The 21,042-nt window shown below is 35.5% G+C and carries 21 protein-coding genes; 14 read left to right on the forward strand and 7 right to left on the reverse strand.

The window, feature by feature from the left end:
- Nucleotides 1-4: 4 nt before the first annotated feature.
- Together ACOCEA_RS05960 and bioD are read left to right on the forward strand one after the other, a co-directional pair.
- Nucleotides 5-388 carry a putative signal transducing protein gene (locus tag ACOCEA_RS05960; protein WP_420755299.1) on the forward strand — a complete coding sequence of 128 codons (384 nt, stop codon included), beginning with the start codon at nt 5-7 and terminating at the stop codon, nt 386-388.
- Nucleotides 389-390: 2 nt separating this feature from the next.
- Complete coding sequence (bioD, locus tag ACOCEA_RS05965) at nt 391-1,008, forward strand: dethiobiotin synthase (protein WP_420755300.1); 618 nt, start codon at nt 391-393, stop codon at nt 1,006-1,008.
- Here the strand turns inward: bioD and ACOCEA_RS05970 are convergent.
- Nucleotides 1,000-2,508: an ArnT family glycosyltransferase gene (locus ACOCEA_RS05970; RefSeq protein ID WP_420755301.1), complete on the reverse strand. Its 1,509-nt coding sequence runs from the start codon at nt 2,506-2,508 to the stop codon at nt 1,000-1,002. The two genes, bioD and ACOCEA_RS05970, sit on opposite strands and share 9 nt — an antisense overlap.
- Nucleotides 2,509-2,526: 18 nt before the next feature.
- Here ACOCEA_RS05970 and bioA point away from each other — a divergent pair, with 18 nt between their 5' ends.
- From bioA to ACOCEA_RS06000, 6 genes are all read left to right on the forward strand, one after another.
- A complete protein-coding gene (gene bioA, locus ACOCEA_RS05975; protein WP_420755302.1) occupies nt 2,527-3,819 on the forward strand; it encodes an adenosylmethionine--8-amino-7-oxononanoate transaminase in 1,293 nt (430 codons plus the stop codon).
- A gap of 4 nt (nt 3,820-3,823) precedes the next feature.
- On the forward strand, nt 3,824-5,059 hold the full coding sequence (locus ACOCEA_RS05980) for a beta-ketoacyl synthase N-terminal-like domain-containing protein (RefSeq protein WP_420755303.1): 1,236 nt from the start codon (nt 3,824-3,826) through the stop codon (nt 5,057-5,059).
- Nucleotides 5,060-5,166: 107 nt separating this feature from the next.
- Nucleotides 5,167-5,745 (forward strand): hypothetical protein, encoded by a 579-nt coding sequence (locus tag ACOCEA_RS05985; RefSeq protein ID WP_420755304.1) that lies wholly within the window; start codon nt 5,167-5,169, stop codon nt 5,743-5,745.
- Nucleotides 5,746-5,749: 4 nt separating this feature from the next.
- Nucleotides 5,750-7,186, forward strand: coding sequence for a flotillin family protein (locus ACOCEA_RS05990; RefSeq protein ID WP_420755305.1), 1,437 nt, complete (start codon nt 5,750-5,752; stop codon nt 7,184-7,186).
- 165 nt (nt 7,187-7,351) lie between these two features.
- Nucleotides 7,352-8,446, forward strand: a complete 1,095-nt coding sequence (gene bioB / locus ACOCEA_RS05995) for a biotin synthase BioB (RefSeq protein WP_420755306.1) — start codon at nt 7,352-7,354, stop codon at nt 8,444-8,446.
- A 71-nt stretch (nt 8,447-8,517) separates the two neighbouring features.
- Nucleotides 8,518-9,378, forward strand: a complete 861-nt coding sequence (locus tag ACOCEA_RS06000; RefSeq protein ID WP_420755533.1) for a cupin-like domain-containing protein — start codon at nt 8,518-8,520, stop codon at nt 9,376-9,378.
- A gap of 29 nt (nt 9,379-9,407) precedes the next feature.
- Here the strand turns inward: ACOCEA_RS06000 and ACOCEA_RS06005 are convergent, their stop codons facing one another.
- The 4 genes from ACOCEA_RS06005 to ACOCEA_RS06020 all read right to left on the reverse strand — a co-directional run bounded on the left by ACOCEA_RS06005 (nt 9,408) and on the right by ACOCEA_RS06020 (nt 12,920).
- Nucleotides 9,408-9,884 carry a regulatory protein RecX gene (locus ACOCEA_RS06005; RefSeq protein ID WP_420755307.1) on the reverse strand — a complete coding sequence of 159 codons (477 nt, stop codon included), beginning with the start codon at nt 9,882-9,884 and terminating at the stop codon, nt 9,408-9,410.
- 19 nt (nt 9,885-9,903) lie between these two features.
- Nucleotides 9,904-10,719 (reverse strand): DUF3667 domain-containing protein, encoded by an 816-nt coding sequence (locus tag ACOCEA_RS06010; RefSeq protein ID WP_420755308.1) that lies wholly within the window; start codon nt 10,717-10,719, stop codon nt 9,904-9,906.
- Nucleotides 10,720-10,822: 103 nt separating this feature from the next.
- Entirely contained in the window at nt 10,823-12,370 is a 1,548-nt protein-coding gene (locus ACOCEA_RS06015; protein ID WP_420755309.1) for an Rne/Rng family ribonuclease, read from the reverse strand.
- A gap of 259 nt (nt 12,371-12,629) precedes the next feature.
- Nucleotides 12,630-12,920, reverse strand: coding sequence for an HU family DNA-binding protein (locus tag ACOCEA_RS06020; protein ID WP_013306152.1), 291 nt, complete (start codon nt 12,918-12,920; stop codon nt 12,630-12,632).
- A gap of 126 nt (nt 12,921-13,046) precedes the next feature.
- Here ACOCEA_RS06020 and mutY point away from each other — a divergent pair, with 126 nt between their 5' ends.
- Genes mutY through ACOCEA_RS06045 form a run of 5 tightly spaced genes read left to right on the forward strand, consistent with a single transcriptional unit; the run spans nt 13,047 to nt 17,438 of the window.
- Nucleotides 13,047-14,096, forward strand: a complete 1,050-nt coding sequence (gene mutY, locus ACOCEA_RS06025) for an A/G-specific adenine glycosylase (protein ID WP_420755310.1) — start codon at nt 13,047-13,049, stop codon at nt 14,094-14,096.
- A gap of 25 nt (nt 14,097-14,121) precedes the next feature.
- Nucleotides 14,122-14,583 carry a single-stranded DNA-binding protein gene (locus tag ACOCEA_RS06030; RefSeq protein ID WP_420755311.1) on the forward strand — a complete coding sequence of 154 codons (462 nt, stop codon included), beginning with the start codon at nt 14,122-14,124 and terminating at the stop codon, nt 14,581-14,583.
- 17 nt (nt 14,584-14,600) lie between these two features.
- A complete protein-coding gene (locus ACOCEA_RS06035) occupies nt 14,601-15,929 on the forward strand; it encodes a gliding motility-associated protein GldE (protein ID WP_420755312.1) in 1,329 nt (442 codons plus the stop codon).
- Nucleotides 15,919-16,476: a gliding motility lipoprotein GldD gene (gene gldD, locus ACOCEA_RS06040; protein WP_420755313.1), complete on the forward strand. Its 558-nt coding sequence runs from the start codon at nt 15,919-15,921 to the stop codon at nt 16,474-16,476. The genes ACOCEA_RS06035 and gldD overlap by 11 nt, the downstream gene beginning before the upstream one ends.
- An 11-nt stretch (nt 16,477-16,487) precedes the next feature.
- A complete protein-coding gene (locus ACOCEA_RS06045) occupies nt 16,488-17,438 on the forward strand; it encodes a threonine ammonia-lyase (protein WP_420755314.1) in 951 nt (316 codons plus the stop codon).
- A gap of 183 nt (nt 17,439-17,621) precedes the next feature.
- Here the strand turns inward: ACOCEA_RS06045 and ACOCEA_RS06050 are convergent, their stop codons facing one another.
- Both ACOCEA_RS06050 and ACOCEA_RS06055 read right to left on the reverse strand, forming a co-directional pair.
- Nucleotides 17,622-18,047, reverse strand: a complete 426-nt coding sequence (locus tag ACOCEA_RS06050) for a hypothetical protein (RefSeq protein ID WP_420755315.1) — start codon at nt 18,045-18,047, stop codon at nt 17,622-17,624.
- 5 nt (nt 18,048-18,052) lie between these two features.
- Nucleotides 18,053-18,400: a heavy-metal-associated domain-containing protein gene (locus tag ACOCEA_RS06055; RefSeq protein ID WP_420755316.1), complete on the reverse strand. Its 348-nt coding sequence runs from the start codon at nt 18,398-18,400 to the stop codon at nt 18,053-18,055.
- A 445-nt stretch (nt 18,401-18,845) separates the two neighbouring features.
- On the opposite strand from ACOCEA_RS06055, the gene ACOCEA_RS06060 reads away from it, so the two are divergent.
- Nucleotides 18,846-20,648 (forward strand): hypothetical protein, encoded by a 1,803-nt coding sequence (locus ACOCEA_RS06060; protein WP_420755317.1) that lies wholly within the window; start codon nt 18,846-18,848, stop codon nt 20,646-20,648.
- Nucleotides 20,649-21,042 lie beyond the last annotated feature (394 nt).

Genomic DNA, 21,042 nt, shown 5'->3' on the forward strand with positions numbered 1-21,042 from the left:
GGGTATGGATGAAACTTTTTATTTATTGGCATCTTTCGAGTATGCTGCAGATGTTCAAATTATTAAAGGCAAGTTAGAGTCTGAAGGCATTCCTGTTTTTTTAAGGGACGAGAACACCTTAAACTCCGACCCATTAATTAGTAATGCCATTGGAGGAGTTAAGCTACAGGTATATAACAAAGACAAGGATAGGGCACTTGAAATTTATAATGAGGTTAGGGCCTATGCATTGGACGAAAATAACAACCCAGTGAAATGTCCCAACTGCAAAGCTGAAAAATCTGAGGTATATTATAACAGGAAGGGTCTATTTTATAAACTTTTTCCATTTTTCGAAAAAAGAAAATATAAGTGCTTAAATTGTGGCATAATCACTAATTCAAAATAGGAATGCAAAAGATTTTTATTGCGGGAATTTCAACAGGGGTAGGTAAGACATTGGCTTCAGCTATTATAACAGAAGCGTTACATGCAGATTATTGGAAACCTATACAATCCGGTGATTTGGATAATACCGATAGTGATACTATAAAAAATTTAATTTCTAACGATAATACTGTTATTCACCCTAGTAGCTATGAGCTTAAATCTCCAATGAGCCCACATGCAGCTGCAGAGATAGATGGGGTTCGTATAGATCGTTTTCATATCAATGAACCGGAAACTGAAAACCATTTGGTAATTGAAGGTTCTGGAGGCCTTTTGGTACCTTTGAATGAGGAAGATACAATGTTTGATATTATAATGCCCAATTACAAGGTTATTGTAGTTTCCAAACACTATTTAGGCAGTATTAACCACACGCTTTTAACCATTAATTGGTTGCAGCATAAAGGGTATGATGTTTCCGTTCTTTTTAACGGCAACCCAAACCCGCAATCAGAAAATATAATTTTACATAAAACAGGTGTTTCCTTAATTGGCCGTATTGAAGAAGAGAAAGAGATCAGTAAGGAGGTAGTTAAAAAATATGCCGATAAGTTCAAAGGCATATTGGAATCACTTTAAACGCTGCAATATATCTGCTTTATCAACAGTAGCCAATACTTTGTAATGGTCTTGTAAATACTGGTTGATATATTCATTCGCTTCAATTTCCAATTGATCAAAAACGCGTCGTCCTTTTCTAACAACCACTGTTTTGGGTTGTAATGATTCCATTATATATTTAAGTTCTTCCAGGGAGTTTGTTCTAGGATTATCAAAAAATGGAAAAAGTTCGTCCCGGCAAATATTGCTAGGGTGGGTTGAAGCCACTGTTGGCGGAAGAGTATCTAAGTTCCAATAACCAATATGATAGCCAAGGAACAAGATGTTTTTTCTCTCCAAATTACTTTTGGCAATATAACTAGGAACGCTAAAACCTTCACCATTAAAAAAACTACCCTTTTCAATTTTATGTTTAATGATATTGCCATATTCCAAATAACTTTCCATAGGAATCAATAATAGTAAGTAAAGTACAGTTTTGGGTATTTTGCATTTATAAAATAGAATCAATTTTTCAACAACAATCACAACCAGTATAATGAGCATAGGATGCAATTGAATTAGGTAATGGCCATTTATTCTACCGCCTTTTAAAAATGAAAATAATACACCAATAATGGCAAGTGTCAAAACTATAATCGCTGGATTTTTAAAAGAAACCCATTTTTTCTTCCATGAGTGAAATAGAAAAAATCCAACCAAAATAAAGGTAGGTGCCAATTTAAAAACGGAAAACCTTCTGGCTTCTGTATACTTCAAAGGAGCAAGTACCACAGATTTCCACCAAATAATAGTTTGTCCATTTAAATAGTAGGGTAGAATGGTAAGCAAGATGATAAATATGATGCCTAAACCATAAAATGAAATCTTCAAAAATGATGCTATTTGCCTAGATTTCACAAAATCATACATCAAATAAAGACCCAATATGAGTACAGCATAGGCCATGTTTAGTTTTACCATAACCGAGATACCCATTAAAACTCCCGCAATCAAAAACCAATAATTTTCTTTTTTTGAAACCAGGAGATATATTGCCGGCATAAAAAATGCCATGCAAATATGCTCCGACATAACACCTTGTAAACTACCAAACAAACTCAATAGGAATATGCAAAACAATGATGCCCAAAGTGCTATTTTTTTGGAGCTAATTCGCAAGCCTATTTTGTATGTAAAATAGGAAGTGACAATCACCAAAACAGTCCCGAAAACACGAATAACGACAAAGCTCTTACCGAAAATCGAAATGATAGCTGCAAAAAAGGCAAAAGTTAGTGGGGGTTTAAGGTCCCATAATTGTGTGTACGGGAGATAACCATCTACCCAGGATTGGCCCATGAGGATAAAAGTACTTTCATCCCGATCAATATAGTCCCTAAAAAAAAATGGAAGTCTAACAAATAGGGTAATAACAGAAAGAAATAGAAAAACGGCTTTGTTTTTTAATTGGGAATTGTTAAACAACCCATTATATAGCGCCGTAAATACCTCGAAGGGTTTAAGTTTATTTCCCATCTTTGCAAGATAGATAAAATGCGGATTTTGAATTCTATGACAGGTAAAAATCTATCGGAAAGGGATAAAAAACATTTGTGGCACCCATTGACACAGCATAAAACAGCAGCACCAAACATAGGTATTGCAAAGGCGAAAGGTGCTTTATTATGGGATGAGGATGGAAAGGAGTATATAGACGGTATTGCATCATGGTATTCTACTATGTATGGTCATGGTAACACTACTATTGTCAAAGCGATAACCGAGCAGATGCAACAATTGGATTTTGTTATGTTCAGTGGCTTTACCCATGAGCCAGCCATTAAATTATCTGAGGAGTTGGTAAAAATACTGCCAGATAATCAATCTAAAATATTCTTTAATGATAATGGATCCACAGCTGTGGAAGCGGCTATTAAAATGGCCTTGCAGTATCATCATAATATTGGGGAAAAGAGAGATACCCTTATTGCTTTTGAAGACGGTTTTCATGGGGATACTTTTGGTGCAATGAGCGCTTCCGGACTCTCTTCTTATAATGGTCCGTTTGAAGATTTTTTATTGAAGGTAGAACGTATTCCAGTTCCTAAAGTGGATACTATTGAAAGCGTTTTAGCACAACTAGAGACCATTATTCAAAATAATAATTGTGCTGCCTTTGTTTTTGAGCCGCTAGTACAGGGTGCTGCAGGAATGAAATTTCATTCTGCCAAGGGGTTGAGTTTGTTAATTGAGAAATGTAATGAAAAGGGTATCATCTGTATTGCCGATGAAATCATGACTGGTTTTGGTAAAACAGGTAAAAACTTTGCATCTGAATACTTGGACCATAAGCCGGATATTATGTGTCTGAGTAAAGCATTAACCGCTGGAATGTTTCCATTAAGTATCACCAGTTGTTCGCAAAAAATATTTGATAGATTTTTGAGTGATGAGGTATCAAAAGGATTTTTTCATGCACATACCTTTAGTGCACATCCTTTAGGTTGCGTGGCCGCATTGTCCGGAATAGAATTATTATTATCTAAAGATATTACGGAGAACAGGCAAAAAATTGAGCATCTTCATAGGAGATTTTTAAAGGATATTCAAGGTCATCCTAAAGTCGGTGAAGCTCGTTCTATAGGTGTCATACTTGCTGTTGATTTGAATATTGAGATTGCCCGTTATGGTAACACACGTGATCAGCTCTATCAGTTTTTTATGAAAAGAGGTGTTGTACTTAGACCTCTGGGAAATACAATATATGTACTACCACCATATATTATAACAGACACACAGCTTCATAAGATTTATGGAGCTATAAAGGAACTTTTAGAAACGCTTTAGCTTTATGTTAAACGATAAGATAGGAATAACAGCTATAGCTTCTGTATCCCCTTTGGGAGATGGTATGGATGTGGTTTGGGGTAATTATCAGAATAAAGGTCATTGTTTTCGTCAGCAAAGGTTTAATGGCAACCCGGTTTGGGTTGCCCCACTTCAAAAGGACCTTGTGAATAAAATAGAAGCCATCAGAATATCTGATAGCAAATATAAAAACCTTGACAAATCGGTTTTATATGCTTTGTATGCTTCAAGGAATGCTATAAAAATTGCTGGTTGGAAGGCAGATGATAATTTTGGAATTAATATAGGGTCATCAAGAGGAGCTACAGCATTATTTGAAAAGTATCATGAAGAATATTTAAATAATGGTAAAACGGCAACCTTGGCTTCCCCAACAACCACATTAGGCAATATTTCGTCGTGGGTAGCACATGATTTACAGACACAGGGGCCTGAAGTATCCCATTCCATTACATGCTCTACGGCATTACATTCCTTGTTAAACGGAATAGCTTGGCTAAAAAGTGGTATGGCCAACAAGTTTTTGGTTGGCGGTAGTGAAGCACCCCTAACACCTTTTACCATTGCCCAAATGCAAGCTTTAAAAATCTATTCAAAAGTAAAAAACGAAAGCACTGGTTTAGTAGGAGACAAAGAAAGTGCTATAGTTAAGGAAAGTCTATGGGGAACTGAGCGTAGTCAAAGTTACCCTTGCCGTGCATTGGATTTGAAGAAGGATAAAAATTCAATGATTTTAGGAGAGGGTGCATCTGTCGCCTGCCTAGAAAAAGGAATCTCAAATAACACGCTTGCCATTATTGATGGAATTGGTTTTGCTACAGAACCCCTTGAGCACAATGTATCAATTTCTACAGATGCTGATTGTTTTCAAAGATCTATGAAAATGGCCATGGGAGCAACAAAACCAGAAGAAGTGGATGTTATTGTAATGCATGCACCAGGCACTATAAAAGGAGATCAAACCGAGGTAAACGCCATCCAAAAGGTTTTTAGAGACAAAATGCCTTTTTTAACTACCAATAAGTGGAAAATAGGACACACGTTTGGCGCATCGGGTATGTTGAGTATAGAATTGGCGGTACTTATGCTACAACAACAACAGGCCATCAGCGTGCCGTATATTGACAATTTAAAAGAACCAAAATTTATAAATAAAGTTTTGGTGAATGCGGTGGGTTTTGGCGGTAATGCGGTGAGTGTTTTGGTAAGTAAGCCATGAATTCTATGGGCACCTTGTTATGTTAGAAATAATATTATTCTTACAACCGTCAAAAAATAGTATCTTTCAAATGCTTATAATTACCATCACTAACTAAACTTGTCATTATGGAACAATGGTTCGCTGCATTGACCCTTTTTGAAAAAATATATTGGGTCATTGCCCTATTATCCTCAGGAATTTTTGTCATTCTTATGATTATGACTTTACTAGGCAGTGATTCAGATGACATAGGAGGTGATGTAGATGCTGAAATTGAAAGTGATGCCGGGATAGGGTTCCAGTTTCTATCGTTTAAAAACTTAATGGGATTTCTGACCATTTTTGGATGGTCCGGTATTGCATGTTTGGATGGAGGATTAAACAAATTGCTCACGGTTGTCATTTCAATTTTATGTGGACTCTTAATGATGACTGCAATGGCAGCGCTATTTTACTACTTGGCCAAATTACAAAGTAGCGGGACACTTAAACTTAAAAATGCCCTTAATCAGGTTGGGGAAGTTTATTTGACCATAGGGGCCAATAGGACTAAAATAGGCAAAGTAAGTATTAATGTACAGGGTACTTTAAGGGAATTAGAGGCACTTACAGATGAAAATCAAGATCTTATTCAAAGTAACGTAGTACGTGTAAAAGATGTCACGGCCAACGGAATATTAATAGTTGAACTTTTAAATAAATAACCAAATGTTGTTACCATTACAAATGGGAGGAAGTGCCTCTTTGCTAGCTATTGGCTTTGCAATTCTTTTCTTTTTTATTATAATAATTTCTTTTATCCGTAGGTATAAAAGGTGTCCGTCTGATCGTATACTTGTGGTTTATGGTAAGGTTGGCACGGGTAACTCTGCAAAATGTATTCATGGTGGCGCGGCCTTTATTTGGCCGGTAATTCAGGATTATGAGTATTTGGATTTGACCCCAATATCTATAGAGGTTAATTTGGTAAACGCTTTGAGTAAGCAAAATATCAGGGTAAATGTTCCTTCAAGATTTACAATAGGTATTTCCACTGAACCGGGTATTATGCAAAATGCAGCTGAACGTCTTTTAGGTCAGGGAATGCAAGAAGTGCAAGATTTAGCCAAGGAAATTATTTTCGGACAATTAAGGTTGGTAGTCGCCTCAATGGATATTGAAGAGATAAATTCAGATAGGGACAAATTTTTGACCAATATATCACAGAGTGTGGAATCCGAATTAAAGAAGGTTGGACTTAAACTCATTAACGTAAATATTACAGATATAGTTGATGAATCTGGGTATATAGAAGCGTTAGGTAAGGAAGCTGCAGCTCACGCCATAAACGCGGCACGTAAATCGGTTGCTGAAAAAAATAGGGATGGTTCTATTGGTGAAGCCAATGCCGTACAGGATGAAAGAACCCAAGTTGCCGCAGCTAATGCACAAGCCGTGGAAGGGGAAAATATCGCTAAAATTAATGTGGCAAATTCAGATTCGTTAAGAAGGCAAAGAGAGGCAGAGGCAGAACGTACGGCCATAGCAGCAGAAAAAGTACAATCAGCCAAGGCATTAGAGGAATCTTATGCCGCAGAAAGGGATGCGGAATTGGCAAGGGCAGAACGTGTGCGAAGTTCACAAATGGCAGATATCGTAGTACCTGCAGAAATAGATAAAAAGAAGGTGGAAATTGACGCTGAGGCGGAAGCAGAAATGATTAGGAGAAAAGCAAAAGGCGAGGCGGATGCCATCCTTTTTAAAGCGCAAGCGGAAGCGAAAGGATTATTTGAAATTTTGACCAAACAAGCACAGGGATTGGATGAAATAGTTAAAGCTGCGGGCAATGACCCTAAAGATGCAGTACTATTATTAATAGCGGATAAATTACCGGAATTGGTAAAGACCCAAGCAGAGGCCATAAAAAATATCAAGATTGATAAAATAACTGTATGGGATTCTGGTGCAACTGGTAAAGATGGAAAAAGCTCTACGGCCAATTTTATATCGGGGATGTACAAATCCGTGCCTCCATTGCAGGAAATGTTTAATATGGCAGGAATGCAGCTGCCTGAGTATTTAAAAGGTAAGGACGTTATTGGCGAAGATGAAGTTGTAGATGGTGATAATCATTCCAATTCTAAGAAGAAAGAAAAGGAAGAATAAAATTATAGGTAAGGCAACTTATTTGAAATACATATTGATTAGAGTGTAATAAAGTATAAAACCTACACATTTTTAAAAGGAAGGTGCATTTTTAGATTTAAACGCTGTAATTATATTTTCTAGGTGAATTCAGCTATTTTTGACCTCTGTTAGATTATTAGATTTATGAGCGAAATGAGACATAACTGGACCAAACAAGAAATTCTTAACATATACAATCAGCCTTTGATGCAATTGTTATACGATGCGGCAACTGTGCATCGTAAACATCATGACCCTAACACGGTACAGGTTTCAACTTTGCTATCGATTAAAACAGGCGGTTGCCCAGAAGATTGTGGCTATTGTCCACAGGCAGCAAGATATCATACAGATATAGAAGGGAACGATCTAATGAAAGTATCGCATGTTAAGGCACAAGCCTTACGTGCTAAAGCTTCAGGAAGTTCACGAGTTTGTATGGGTGCAGCTTGGCGTAATGTTAAAGATGGTCCAGAGTTTGACCAAGTTTTGGAAATGGTACGCACCATTAATAAATTGGATATGGAGGTTTGCTGTACCTTGGGTATGCTAACCGAAAACCAAGCTAAACGTCTGGCAGAAGCTGGGCTATATGCATATAATCATAATTTGGATACATCAGAAGATTATTATAAAGATGTAATTTCCACTAGGGCCTTCGAAGATCGTTTGGAAACCATAGATAATGTTAGAAAAAGCAATGTTACCGTATGTAGTGGTGGTATCATAGGTATGGGAGAGAAACTAGAGGATCGTGCAGGTATGTTGGTGGCGTTATCTTCGTTAAACCCACAACCAGAATCGGTTCCAATCAATGCTTTGGTAGCTGTTGAAGGCACCCCAATGGAAGATATTGAGCCTATAGCTATTTGGGATATGATCCGCATGGTTGCAACTACTAGAATCGTAATGCCAGAAACACAAGTAAGACTTTCTGCCGGTAGAACTGAAATGAGTAGGGAAGGGCAGGCAATGTGCTTCTTTGCTGGTGCTAACTCTATTTTTGCTGGCGATAAATTATTGACCACGCCTAATCCCGATGTAAACGAGGATATGGAAATGTTCAAGCTTTTGGGTCTAAATCCTCAAAAGCCTTTTACTAAAATATCCCAACCAAAGACAGTTGAGGCAGAAGATTCTAAATACACCGATCAAGGAGAAAAGCCAAAATGGTCTAGGCCGGGGCATAGTATTGAACGAAATGAAATGGCCAAGCAAAAGGCTAAATTGACGGAGTAGTCTTACATTAATACATTTTTAATAAGATATTTTCTTTAGGTTAACTAACTTTGAGGTTCCTATAAATTTAAATATCATTGAAATTAGTTGAAATCCCAAGGGTTGACACAATAACCAAGGAAGACTTCTTAGAAAACTATTTTAAGCCTCAAAAACCTGTGGTAATTGGCAATGCCATTACTGATTGGCCGGCCTTTTCCAAATGGAATTTGGATTATATGAAAAGTGTTGCTGGGAACAAGATTGTGCCACTTTATGACGATCGCCCAGTTCAACATAAAGACGGTTTCAATGAACCACATGCCACTATGAAAATGGCGGCATATATTGATCTTTTAAAATCCAAACCTACAAAATATCGCATTTTTCTCTGGAACATCTTAAAGGAAGTGCCCGCGTTACAAAACGATTATATATTTCCAGATTTTGGTTTAAAGCTAATGAAGGGTTTGCCCATGCTATTCTTTGGTGGTAAAGATTCGCATACGTTTATGCACTATGATATTGACTTGGGAAATATTTTTCATTTTCATTTTGATGGGGAAAAGGAGTGTATTCTTTTTCCGCAATCAGAGACCAAGTTTTTATACAAGGTACCCCACTCTTTAATTACTCATGAAAGTATAGATTTCTCCAATCCAGATTTCAGGAAATGGCCTGCTTTAAAACAAGCGATAGGGTATAGAACAAAATTGTCACATGGTGAAGTTCTTTACATGCCAGAAGGATATTGGCATTATATGAAATATATTACACCTGGATTTTCGATGAGTTTGCGGTCTATGGCCAAGAACCCCAAAAACATAAGTAAGGCAATCTATAATGTTTTGATCATGCGCTATTATGATGTGTTGATGCGAAAGATAAAGGGTCAAAAGTGGATAGATGAAAAGAATGAAAGGGCCATAGTGAATTCTAATAAAAATCTTTAAAAAGTGCTTTAGTTTTATAACGCTTTTTGTCAAGAAATTAGTTCTTGAATCTTTTCATAGACCAAATGACTTTCCCAACCACGATATAGTAAATAATCAGCTAGTTTTTTTCTTCTTTTTTGGATATTTGTCTCTTTTATTTGGCCTACTCTTTTTATGGCAAGTGAGTGTAAGGATTCCAAATAATCATTTTCATTAATTTCCTTAAGGGCAGTTTTTATATTATAACTAGTAATATTTCGTTGTTTTAGCTCGGTTACAATTCTATTTTTACCCCATTGTTTTATTGTGAATTTACCTCGGGCAAAGCTTTGCGCAAATCGTTCTTCATTCAGGTAATTTTCTTGGATAAGGTGCGCCACTATTTGGTCAATAGCATCAGGTATCATGCGCATCTCCTTTAACTTCCTTATTACATCCTGATGACAACGCTCTTGATAGGCACAATAACCTTCTAATTTTTTAATAGCCTCGTTAATGGTGTATGTAGGGGTGCTTGGAAACAAAAGTACTGCGTTAAAAGTTTTAAAATTTGGAGCTAATAAAAGCAATGACTATGCCAATAATTACTGCAACTATAAAAAGTGCGATAATCACACCCATAAGTATACCTAGAAATATGATAATTTTCAATACAGACTGGCCAAAAGTTAATTTGTAAAGCTTACCATATACATAGCTATAGAATAAAATTGATAATACAACAGTTAAAAAGTAAATTGATGAAAAAGTATATATACTTATAATAAACATAATGGTTGTAACCCAAAACGTAATTCCTTGGATATAACTATTTATTACTAAATGCTCTGCATAATTATAGGGTTTACCGTAAACCAATTTAGCCATAAAGGTGTATAGAGGTATTAAGATTAAAACAAATAAGTTAAAATACTTTAATGTAAAAGCACTGGTATTTGTAATCTGTTCTAGCTGTTCCTTTTTAAAAGATGTGGCGTCAAAATCATCTCCTAATTGATTTGCAAACATATCTCCCATTAGCTCTATGGATTGTTTGTTAGAATCAACCTGAAGTGCTAAATAATCATTAGTAAAAAAGTTAAAAGCAAATAATGCAATGGCACTACCGATTCCTAAAAATGTGAACGGATTCATATATTTTTTACGAGTTCCATTTAAAAACTCACTCAAAATTTCTTGGGGTGCTTTTATTAGTTTTCTGAAGGTTAAAAAGAAAGTATTATCCCATCCAAAAATGTTACTTGTGAAATTGACAAGAATGCCTTTAATTGTAATTCTATCGTTTACCACTTTTGCCCCACATTGGTTACAAAAAACGGAGTCAATGGTAATATCAGAAGTACAGTTTTTACAAGACATTGAATTCTGTTTGGTTAAGAAAGTGTCAAGGTAAAGAAATTGTGTTAACAAAAAAAGCGACTCCTTTTGGAAGTCGCTTTTAACTTTAAATAGCTATTATCGCTTAATATATGGTTTTACCGTCTTTATTCTTAAAACGGTATTCTAGATATGTGTAGGCATCCCTTGGTTGAATTTTAATCCATTTTTTATGCTCCAAAAACCACTTGGTGCGTATGGATGGGAAACCTTTTGTGATATAAGCTGCTATAAAAGGATGTATATTTAGTGTTATACTATTATCCTTTGCAGGGCCTTTTAAAAGTCGCTCTAGATCTACATTTATTTTGTCTATTAATACAATGGGGGCTTCTATTTCCTGACCAACAAGGTTAGGGTTTTGCTCTGTTGTCTTAATATTCATTTCGGGTCTAACCCGTTGCCTAGTTATTTGGATCAATCCAAATTTACTTGGCGGTAAAATTTTATGTTTCGCACGGTCATCTTTCATTTCATCCCTAAGATGTTCAAAAAGTTTTTTCCTATGCTGTGCTTTTACCATGTCTATAAAATCCACAACAATGATACCTCCCATATCTCTAAGACGGAGTTGTCTTGCGATTTCTGAAGCTGCCAATAAATTGACTTCCAAAGCAGTATCTTCTTGATTTTTTGCTTTGTTGGAACGGTTGCCGCTATTTACATCTATAACATGTAATGCTTCGGTATGTTCTATGATCAGATAGGCACCTTTGCTCATTGTGGCAGTTTTACCAAAAGACGTTTTGATCTGTCTTTCAATTCCAAATTTTTCAAATATTGGAACGGTACTGGTGTAATGTTTCACGATGGCTTCCTTATTAGGGGCGATTTCTGCCACGTAATCTTTAACTTCTTCATATAAGGAGTTGTCATCTACATAAATTCCAGTAAAACTATCATTGAAGATATCCCTCAGAATGGAAGAAGCCCTATTTAGCTCTACCAATACTTTTGAAGGTGTTTGTGCACGGTATAATTTTTTACACATTGCTGTCCATTTGTTCAGCAAGTTTTCTAGATCTTTGTCCAGCTCGGCTACTTTTTTGCCTTCTGCAACTGTTCTAATAATTACGCCAAATCCTTTTGGTTTTATACTCTTTACGAGTCTCTTTAACCTATCTTTTTCTTCATTGCTGCCTATCTTTTGGGATACGGACACGCGGTCGGAAAAAGGTACCATTACCAAATAACGCCCAGCTATAGATAGCTCAGAGCTTATTCTTGGCCCTTTGGTGGATATGGGTTCTTTTACAATTTGCACTAAAAGAGATTGGTTGGCCTTAATAACATCTGTTATCACTCCATTTTTGTCAATATCTTTATCAAACGGAAAATTTTTTAAGGAGAAATCTTTTAATTTTCCAGAACTCACTTGTTTTGTGAACTTAAGCATAGAGGATAATTGTGGGCCAAGATCATGATAATGCAAAAATGCATCTTTCTCATACTCAACGTTTACAAAAGCCGCATTTAGCCCTGTAACCGGTTTCCTTATTTTGGCCAAAAATATATCGCCAACAGAAAAATTATTATTGTCTTCTTCTTTATGCAGTTCAGTGAGTTTTCCGTCTTTTAGTAAAGCAAAGTCAACGGCTTCGGAACTAGATCTTACGATTAATTCTCTATTCACCTGAATGTATTTGTATTTATCCCACAAAATAATATGCGGATAAATTGATTAAACAATGCCATAAACAGATTTGATTTAAATCTGCCGAGATTCTTTATTTGAACCTCTATGTCAAGGAACGTGTTAAAATGAAAAAGTAGTTTAAAAAACTACTTTTTCTTGTGTCGGTTAGCTCTTCTACGCTTTTTGCGCTTGTGTGTAGCTACCTTATGTCTCTTTCTTTTCTTACCACTCGGCATAAAGTTCTTCTTTTAGATTATTATTTTACTTGTACGTTGCTCTTAACTCCTTCAACAAAAACCTTTGCAGGTTTAAATGCTGGAATATTATGGGCGGGTATTTTAATTGTCGTATTCTTCGAGATGTTCCTACCGGTTTTTTCAGCTCTTGTTTTAATAATAAAACTACCAAAACCTCTTAGGTAAACATTATCTCCACTCTCTAATGAAGTTTTCACTTCTTCCATAAAGGATTCCACTGTTGCTTGTACATCTCCTTTTTCAATTCCCAGTTTATCTGAGATCTTCGATACAATTTCCGCTTTCGTCATCTTGAAATATTATATTTTCTGTATTTTTTTCGGGTTGCAAATATATAAATTAAATTCAATCTTTCTTTCTAAAGGGTTAATTTTAAGTATATAAACTGCTACTTTTATCCCTTAGTATTAAACTAGATGAGTTTTTCCGAAAAATTATTGACTTGGTATAGTCACAATAAACGAAAATTACCATGGCGAAATACCAAAGATCCTTACAAAATTTGGTTATCGGAAATTATACTTCAACAAACCCGAGTAATTCAAGGAATGCCTTATTATGAGCGTTTTATACAGGCATTTCCAACGGTGCAGGATTTGGCGAGTGCCAATGAGGAAACTGTTTTAAAGTTATGGCAAGGTTTAGGGTATTATTCTCGGGCAAGAAACTTACATGCTACTGCAAAAATAGTGGTCAATGATTTTGACGGAGTATTTCCCGATACTTATAAGGATTTATTAAAACTAAAAGGAATAGGGGATTATACAGCGAGTGCTATTTCATCTATTTGTTTTAATGAGCCACATGCCGTTGTAGATGGCAACGTTTATAGGGTATTAGCTCGTTTTTATGGTATTGACTTACCAATAAATAGTACTGAAGGGATAAAATATTACAAAGAACTGGCGCAAAACCTTTTGTATACGGGCAACGTTAGGGATTATAACCAGGCAATCATGGAGTTTGGGGCAATTCAATGCACACCTAAAAACCCTAATTGTATGTACTGTCCATTAAACGATAAGTGTGTCGCCTTAAAGGAAGGCAAAGAAGCGGTTTTGCCTGTAAAACTTAAAAAGTCTAAAGTAAAAGATAGATATTTTAATTATCTGGTTCCTTTATATACTGATGATTCTGGTAAAACAACCACTCTTTTAAATCAACGGTTAGGAAAAGGTATTTGGCAAAATTTATGGGAATTTCCACTTTTGGAGAGTCAACATGAAATACATTTGAATGATGTTGAAGCTCAAATACAAACTTTATTGCCCCAGGTTAACACACAGGACGTATCATTATATAATACTAAAACAGTCATACATAAATTATCTCACCAACACTTAAACACCAAATTTTGGATTGTAGAAAGTTGTAGTCCTTTAATCAAGGGAATTTCTACTTTTGAAATAGACAAGTATCCCGTACCTGTTTTGATAGCTGATTTCATGAAAACATTTAAATTTTAGTACTTTTGAATATTAGATTAAAGTTATGAGCGGTACATTAAATAAAGTGATGTTGATAGGGCATCTAGGAGATGAGGTTAAAATGCATTACTTTGAAGGAGGAGGCAGTATAGGCAGGTTTCCTATCGCAACGAATGAGACCTATACAAACAAGCAGACCGGAGAGCGTGTAACCAATACAGATTGGCATAATGTTGTAGTGCGAAACAAGGCTGCAGAAATTTGTGAAAAGTATTTGAGCAAGGGGGATAAGGTATATGTAGAAGGTAGGCTTAAGAACAGACAGTGGCAAGGAGAAGATGGCAACACAAGATATACAACGGAGATTCATGTACAAGATTTTACCTTCCTGACCACTAAAAAGGAAAGTATGTCCAATATGGCACCCGGTTCTAGTGCGCCACAGCCTTCAAGTACGGAGCAAAAATCTCCGTCTAAAGAACCTGCACCATTAAACCAAGTGGAAGAAGATGATTTACCTTTTTAAGTTTTAAATAGGAACTATTGGACCCTGACCCTTTACGATTTGTCTTAAATTTTATGGTAATGGATGGTGCTTATGCACTTAATTTCATAGTACTGGTAGTGCTGTTAATTTGTTCTGCTTTAATCTCAGGAGCAGAAGTTGCCTTGTTTGGATTATCGCCGACAGAGGTAAATGAGCTACAGGAACAAAAGACGATACAATCAAATATTTTAATCAAACTCTTGGAGCGGCCAAAAAAATTATTGGCTACTATTCTAATTGCTAACAATGCCATTAATATTGGCATTGTATTGCTTTTCAACATTATAGGGGATACACTTTTTTCAAGCATTGACCAGATGCTTTTTAATATCATCTCTGTCCGGTTTTTGTTAGAAGTGGTGGTTGCGACATTCCTCATATTGATGTTTGGGGAAATTTTACCAAAGGTTTATGCCAATAGGAATCGTATGAGTTTTTCTAATTTTATGGCATACCCCCTAAAGGTGTTGGATTTTTTGTTTTCTCCCTTAAGTTTGCCAATGCGTTCTGGAACTATTTTTCTATATGATAAATTAGGAAAGGAAAAATCTAATTTAAGCGTTGACCATCTCTCACAGGCTCTAGAACTTACTTCGGAAGGGGATACCACAAAAGAGGAACAAAAGATTTTAGAGGGTATAGTCTCTTTTGGTAATACCGATACCAAACAGGTTATGTGTCCACGTATAGACATTTTTTCCTTGAACGACCAAATGAAATTTTTAGAGGTTTTGGAAGAAATTAAAAAGAATGGATATTCTAGGATCCCTGTATTTTCAGAAAATATAGATAATGTTCTCGGTGTATTATATGTGAAGGACCTACTGCCGTATTTAGACCGAAAATCCTTTAATTGGGTCACATTGATCCGTGATCCCTATTTTGTGCCAGAGAATAAGAAATTAGATGATCTATTAGCAGATTTTCAGGAGAAGAAGAATCATTTGGCTGTTGTGGTAGACGAGTATGGGGGTACTTCTGGAATAGTGACTTTAGAAGATATTATTGAAGAAATAGTAGGTGATATTAGCGATGAATTTGATGATGAGGACCTTATTTTTTCCAAATTGGATGACTTTAATTATGTATTTGAAGGAAAAACAACCCTAAAAGATTTTTACAGGGTTATAAAATTGGAGAATGAAGATCTCTTTGAAGAAAATAAAGGCGAATCTGAGACCATTGCAGGTTTTGTTCTAGAAATAGCGGGTAGTTTTCCTAAACGAGGGGAAGAAATAGTTTTTGACAATTATAGGTTTACTGTAGAAAGTCTAGATAAAAAGAGATTAAAACAGATAAAGGTTACTTTACCGTATGAGGCTTAACTATCTAATACTATGTATAGGTTTACTCTTGGCAAATTTTGCATGTCAGGATAACATACCAGTTCCAAAGCCGAAGGCGCAAATACGTCTAGAATATCCTAAAGGGGAATTATCATCGTTAGAAACCGATAATTTTAAGTTTAAATATAACCAGTTTGCACGACCGAGGTTAAATAGTGAAAATGCGTATACCCTGGATTACCCCGAGATGAAAGGTGCTATTTTTTTAAGTTATAAGAAAATAAATAGCAACCTAGAAAAATTGATAATCGACGCTAAACGTTTGAGTTATGAGCATGCGGTAAAAGCAGATAATATAGTAGAGCAACCCTATGTTAATCCAGATAAAAAAGTGTATGGTGCTTTATTTGAGGTACAAGGTAATGCCGCCTCTCAGTCCCAATTTTTTGTTACCGATAGTACCAAGCATTTTTTGACTGGATCTGTTTATTTTTATACAAAACCCAATTATGATAGTATTTTACCTGCCGCTGCTTACTTACAAAATGACATTAGGGGAATTATAGAGACCTTGCAATGGAAATAAAAAATGGCTAAATGATATCAAAAGAGGTTTTGTTGAATTGCTGCCAAAGGATACAACCTTTTATCCATAATACACCGATTCTTAGTTCAAAGTCGATAGATCAAAAAATTGGAGCCTCCATTTTCTTTAAGTGTGAGAACTTTCAACGTGCTGGTTCCTATAAGATTAGAGGTGCAACCAATGCTATTCTGCAATTATCCCAGGAACAGAAATATAATGGGGTGGTTACACATTCCTCGGGTAATTTTGCCCAAGCCTTATCATTGGCTGCCCAGAGTATAGGAATACCTGCTCATATTGTAATGCCATCTTCCGCCCCACATATAAAAAAAGAAGGCGTACTCTCCTATGGTGGTAAAATTTATGAATGTGCACCAACGGTAGAGGCTAGACAAAAAAAAGCAAACGAAATAGCCGCGAAAACGGGAGCTACTTTTATTCATCCTTCAAATGAGACCGAAGTAATCATTGGTCAAGGAACAGCAGCCTATGAACTTTTACAGGTACATCCAGATTTAGATATTGTTTTTTGCCCTATTGGGGGAGGTGGGCTCATTGCCGGAACTGCGTTATATGCCAATTATTTTAGCAACACGTGTATGGTGATTGGTGGGGAACCTTTTGAAGCAGATGATGCCTATCGTTCGTTAAAAAGTGGTTCAATAGAGAGTAATACCACCGTAAATACTATTGCAGATGGGTTAAAAACTACCTTGGGAGACAAAAATTTTCCAATTATTAAAAAACATGTGTCTAAAATAGTCAGGGTAACAGAAGGAGAAATAATCGATGCAATGCGCTTGGTCTGGGAACGGATGAAAATTATAATTGAACCTTCCAGTGCCGTTGCACTTGCAGCCTTGATTAGGGATGCTCAAGAAAATAAGGACATGTACAAGAACAGAAAAGTTGGGGTCATTATTTCTGGAGGTAATGTTGATTTGGACAACTTGCCCTTTTAACCTGCATTTTAAAAATAGCACCTATTCATTAAAAGGCGTTTAAATTAGCAATTCTCCCATAGATATAACCTGTGGAAAGAATTAGTGCTTAGAAAATTGTGTTACGTATCTTTTACTTGCCAAAAAGACGGGTCAATATTATTTATAAATAATGCTTTAACTGTATAAAGTGGTGGATTAAATTTAATTAGTGGTATCTATAAGTGCCTCAGCTTGAGATATACTAGCGTTTATTTTTTCTTTTACCGCTCGTACTTTGGCTTCTTCCTCATTAAGCATTTTTTGTTTTTCTGGACTAAGTGCTTTACCTTCTAAAATTTCTTCCGAATCAAATTTATCACCAAATCCTTGCATCCATTCCATCATAGATTTGTTGGCATCTTGCAAATCTTTCATCGCTTTTGCTTGTTTGGATTCAGCACCTAAAGAATCAGCCATAGGTTTTAAGTAGCCTACGAGTTTACTTAACTGACCCATTTTTGGCATTACCTCATCATGTATGGCCATTACCTGATCCATTTGTGATGGGCCCCCTTCTTTTTTTTCTTCTTTACAGGATACAAATATTGCTAGGAAGCTAAGAATTATTAGTGTCAAATTTTTTTTCATGAGTCTTATTCTTTAATGTTTGTTTTACCAATCGTATAGATGTAGTCTTTTACTCGAGTATTGGTGATGACAGATTTTAAATCGGCTAGGGACACTATATCAGGATAAAAATTGATGATAGCTTCTTTTTTTTCAAAATTGACTTCAACAGCGGCAACACCGACTGTGCCTTTTAGATTGGAGCTAATTTTATCTGCACAACCTTCTTGGCATGCCATGCCTTCAATCTCAATAGTGACTAATTGTGTACTTGATTGCAACATGTCTATTTGGGTAGAAAGTGAAACTTGGGCAACTATGGCAGTGCTGAAGTTCAAAACAAAAACTAAGGGTAAATAGATTTTATGTTTCATCAATTTCATTTTGGATATTTTACTTTTTAAAAAAAGCATAAATCCCCATGGGAAGGTAAAGATACCAAATATAGAAAATGCTCTTTTAGTGAATACAGGAAATTTTAGATATAGATACGATATAATAAAAAGGTGGGATTAAATTTACTGCCCTGTAGTAATTGGAATTAGGTTTATTGTAACTTTCCATACATACATAAAGACTCAATAAACATTACTTTCCCCATCAGTTTGGTTTCTCTTGACTTTTATGTTTCATCACAATTACAGCCACTTTGTTTTCATTTAACATGTACTATACGGTTCTGTTTTTTTGAAATTGATGTTTTTTATTTCAAAGGGGCTTCTTCAATGACTAATCAATAAAGTGCTGTAATTTATGATATATGTCAGGTTTTAGTAAAATAAGAAAGGCCACATTTGTAGTTTATTTAATCTTAAAAAGATGGTTTTGCCTAAATCAATACATACCTTTCATATTCCAGTAATGGGATTAGCGTATACCATAGATAGTCCTATTCGTGTAGCTCAATATGGAATTTCTTCTGTGATATCCATTATTGACGATGAGCTTATGGAAAAAATGAATGCGTTTTACAGCAAAAAATTTAATCTTCCATATCAGGAAATATCAAAAAAAGCACAGGACTATCGTGCCGAACGTATTACTTCTTATTTAAATTTAGTCGATACTATAGTTAAGGAAAAATTTGCAAAATTTAAAACAGAATTGGCCGAAAACAAATTAGCTTTGGAAAGCTTCATGGCTACATTACCTAATAAATCCAGTTTAAAGGAAGGGATTTCTAAATTAATTAATGAAGGCGCTGCACTTAAGAACACTATAGAAGATTTTTTGGAAATACATTTAAAAGCTGGAGACATTGATGTAAATATCATGACAAAAGTTGACAAAGATAACTTTGTTAAAAATGAGCCATTACCTGTTGAATTTAACGATGCGCACGCATCACTTCGGGGTTTTGCCAATAGTAACCTAAATTCTTCAGTGGTGCTCTCGGCAGGAATGAACCCAAGATTATACAGTTATTTTGAAAATTTCAAAGATTTCTTCCCAGATAAAAACAACCAGTTAAAAAAGAAGATTATCCTTAAAGTCAGCGATTATCGTTCGGCAACCATTCAAGGAAAATTTTTGGCAAAAAAGGGCATTTGGGTTTCAGAATACAGAATTGAATCTGGTTTAAATTGTGGCGGACATGCCTTTGCAACAGATGGTTTTTTATTAGGTCCGATTTTAGAAGAGTTTAAAAACAAAAAAGCGGAACTAATACAAGATACACACGATGTTTTTGTAAAAGCGTTACGTATAAAAGAATTCAATGTTCCAGAGCAACCTTTGGATTTAAAGATTACCGTTCAAGGCGGTGTTGGCACAGCAGATGAACACGCATTTTTACAAGAAAAATATGAGGTTGATTCTGTAGGTTGGGGATCCCCCTTTTTATTGGTACCTGAAGCTACATCTGTTGATAAACAAACTAGGGAGTTATTGGCAAATGCTAAAGAGAAAGATTTGTATTTAAGTGCTATTTCACCTTTAGGAATTCCTTTTAACACTATTAAAGGAACTACAAATGAGTACCACAAACAACAACGTATCGATAATAATAAAGCAGGTAGTTCTTGTCCGAAAAAATATTTGGCATTGAGCAAAGAATTGGGTCCAGAAGGTGTCTGTACAGCTTCAAAAAAATATCAAGATTTGAAACTACAAGAATTAGAAGCTAAAAGAACCGAAGTATCTGGAAAAATGTATGAAACCGCCAAGGCTAAAATAAACGAAAAAGCCTGTCTTTGTGTAGGTTTGGCCAATGCGTCCTTTTTGGAAAACGATATTAAAATAAAGGGTCAGGAACAAGGTGTTGTTATTTGTCCGGGACCAAATATGGCTTATTTTGATAGTGAAGTATCGCTTTCCAAAATGATGCAACATATTTATGGAAATGGGTCTGTACTTTCACATATAAATCGTCCAAACATGTTTGTCAAAGAATTGAAAATGTATGTGGATTATTTAAAAAATGAAATAGAAACTATTTCAGAAGAAATTACAACCAAACAAATTAAGAAATGGGAGGCTTTTAAAAGTAATTTATTTAATGGCATCACCTATTATCAGGATTTGTTTCTAACGTCTAGAGCTTCTGAAAGCACTAACATTCAAAAAGAACTTTTATTTTATAAGGAAGAACTCAAAGCAGTTACTATCCCAGTATTGGGATAGAAATAGTTGTAGGGTTCAATTGAAATGAAAGATTTAGATTTTATGGCCTTTGCAGAAATGTAAGGGCTTTTATATTGGATAGGTCGAAAAAATAGATGACTTAGTGTAGTTTAGAAAACTCATCCTTGTTGAGTTGATTGATTTAAGTTGTTTGGTTGCGCGCAGATTGTCATACTGCCGCTTTGATTTCCTCTTCACTTAGGTCCTTACGTTGACCTTGGGCAACCCATATATTGTTAATCACCACCTTGAACCTGCTTACATACAGAATTACCTAAAATTAGAACATCTTGCAGAAATTCGTTCTTAGAAGTTTTTTCATTTCAAGATCCATTTTCATTCCTTGCATTTTTACATTGGCCCCCATACAATGAGATTCAACACCTTCCAGTTT

The organism is Maribacter luteocoastalis, from assembly GCF_048890225.1.
GTDB classification, from domain to species: domain Bacteria; phylum Bacteroidota; class Bacteroidia; order Flavobacteriales; family Flavobacteriaceae; genus Maribacter; species Maribacter luteocoastalis.